This is a genomic window from Micromonospora sp. NPDC049799, from assembly GCF_040656655.1.
GTDB lineage: Bacteria > Actinomycetota > Actinomycetes > Mycobacteriales > Micromonosporaceae > Micromonospora.
Window position 1 is genome coordinate 1 of sequence record NZ_JBFAMU010000764.1, and the last position, 1,773, is coordinate 1,773.

At 73.5% G+C, this 1,773-nt stretch carries 3 protein-coding genes and 1 pseudogene; 2 read left to right on the forward strand and 2 right to left on the reverse strand.

Annotation, left to right across the window (positions count from 1 at the left end; genetic code table 11):
• Both AB0I76_RS29235 and AB0I76_RS29240 read right to left on the reverse strand, forming a co-directional pair.
• Positions 1-206: pseudogene (locus AB0I76_RS29235) on the reverse strand (NAD(P)H-hydrate dehydratase); the annotation flags it as partial.
• Positions 190-921 (reverse strand): histidine phosphatase family protein, encoded by a 732-nt coding sequence (locus AB0I76_RS29240; RefSeq protein ID WP_357042179.1) that lies wholly within the window; start codon positions 919-921, stop codon positions 190-192. The pseudogene AB0I76_RS29235 and the gene AB0I76_RS29240, both read right to left, overlap by 17 nt.
• Positions 922-1,055: 134 nt before the next feature.
• Between AB0I76_RS29240 and AB0I76_RS29245 the strand changes: the two genes are divergently transcribed.
• Together AB0I76_RS29245 and AB0I76_RS29250 are read left to right on the forward strand one after the other, a co-directional pair.
• Positions 1,056-1,286: a hypothetical protein gene (locus AB0I76_RS29245; protein ID WP_357042184.1), complete on the forward strand. Its 231-nt coding sequence runs from the start codon at positions 1,056-1,058 to the stop codon at positions 1,284-1,286.
• Positions 1,287-1,373: 87 nt separating this feature from the next.
• Positions 1,374-1,773 (forward strand): hypothetical protein (locus AB0I76_RS29250; RefSeq protein WP_357042182.1); only part of this gene is annotated, 400 nt, incomplete at its 3' end.

Below are 1,773 nucleotides of genomic sequence, written 5' to 3' on the forward strand. Positions count from 1 at the left end.
GTCGACTCGGCGGCGGCGAGCTGGAGCACGCCCGCGCCGGCCCGCAGCGCGGCCACCCCGGCCAGCAGCACCGCGCCGGGGGCGAACCGGGAACCCCCGACCACCAGCACCGTGCCCCGGGACTCCTTGCCTCCGGTCGGTACGGGCAGCGCCCAGTCCCGCAGCAGCGCGGGCGTGATGACGCGCGTGTCAGACCGGTTCGGCATGGACCTCGTCCTCCCTGGTGGGTGTGGCGCCCTGCGCCTGCAGGTGGCCGACGTCGTTGAACACGTCGGGGCGGAGCCGGCCGTCGCCGTCGGCGGACCAGCCGGTCACCGAGCAGTTGGCGATGACGTACCGGCGGGTCAACGCCATCAGCTCGTCCTCGGTGAGCCCCTCCACCAGGTAACGAGTCAGGAACACCAGGGCGTCGTGGCCGAACAGCAGCACCCGGCGGTCCTCGTGGTCGCGGCGCAGGTCGCCGAGGAGGGCGCGCAGCCGCAGCGCCACGTCGGTCCACGACTCCCCGCCGGGCGGCCGGTAGTAGAACTTGCCGAGCCGGTCCCGCCGCGTCGCCTCCTCCGGGTACCGCCGGCGCACGCCGTGCCCGGTCAGTCCGTCCAGGATGCCCAGCTCCCGGTCCCGCAGGCGCTCGTCTCGGCTGACCGGGATGCCGGTGCCGTCCAGGGCCAGCTCGGCGGTACGAACGGCGCGCAGGTACGGCGACATGATCGCCACGTCCGGCCGGCGTGCCTCGGGCAGCTCGGCGAGCCATCGGCCGGTGGCCCGCGCCTGGTCCTCCCCGGTGGGGCTGAGGGGCACGTCCGGGTCCCGGTGGGTCACGTCGATCAGCTCCGACCCGGACTCCTCGGCCGCCGAGGCCGCCACGTTCGCCGTGCTCTCGCCGTGCCGGACGATCCACAGCGTCGCCAGTTCCGCCATGCGGCACCTGCTACCCGGGCGCCGCCGCCGGTAACCGCGCCGGTCGGGCGCGGCGGTGGGGGCGTGAACGGGAGCGGGCCGGGTAAGCGCCCGGTCCACCCGATCAAGGACAGGGGAGGTGTGCCGTGGCCACGATGGTCAGGGAACCGATGAGCCCGGTCAAGGACAAGAACTACGACCTGATCCACGCCCTGCAGATGTCGTTGCAACACGTGTGGCAGCTGGAGACGTACATCGCAGACGCGGACTCACGGGGTGACTCCGAACTCGCCACCTGGTTCCGGAAGATCCAGGAGAACAACCGCAAGGCGGGTGAACAGGGCAAGCAGATGCTCATGTCCCGCTTGCAGAAGGAGAACGGCTGAGGTGATGGCCGGCGTCCGGGCGGCCCGTGCGGGTCCGCCCGGACGCGGCCTGCGTTCCGCGCCAGCCCCGACCGTTACCCTGCCGCCATGGACGGCGGGTATGACGGGGAACAGGTGGCGGCGGCGATCGAGCGCGCTCTCGCCCGGCTCACCTTCGTCGACCTGAGCGCCGACGCGGTGACGGCGCTGATCATCGAATCGGTGGCCGCCTGGGCGGGTGAGCAGGGGTGGCGGGTCTACCGGCGGGCGCCCAGCGTGCTGCCGTTGCCGCCGCCGCTGTCCGATCGGCGGTCCGTCCTCGACGTGGCGTGTGCACGGCCGGACGGCCCACCCGTGGTCGTCGAGGTCGACCACACCGATCGGCGTCGTACCTGGGAGAAGCTGGCGGCGGAGGCGGCGGCCGGCCGGGTCGCGGTGTGGGTGCGCTGGGGGCCGGGCCGGTTCGGCACGCCGCCCCCGCCGATCCATGCCGTGACGTGCCACGTCG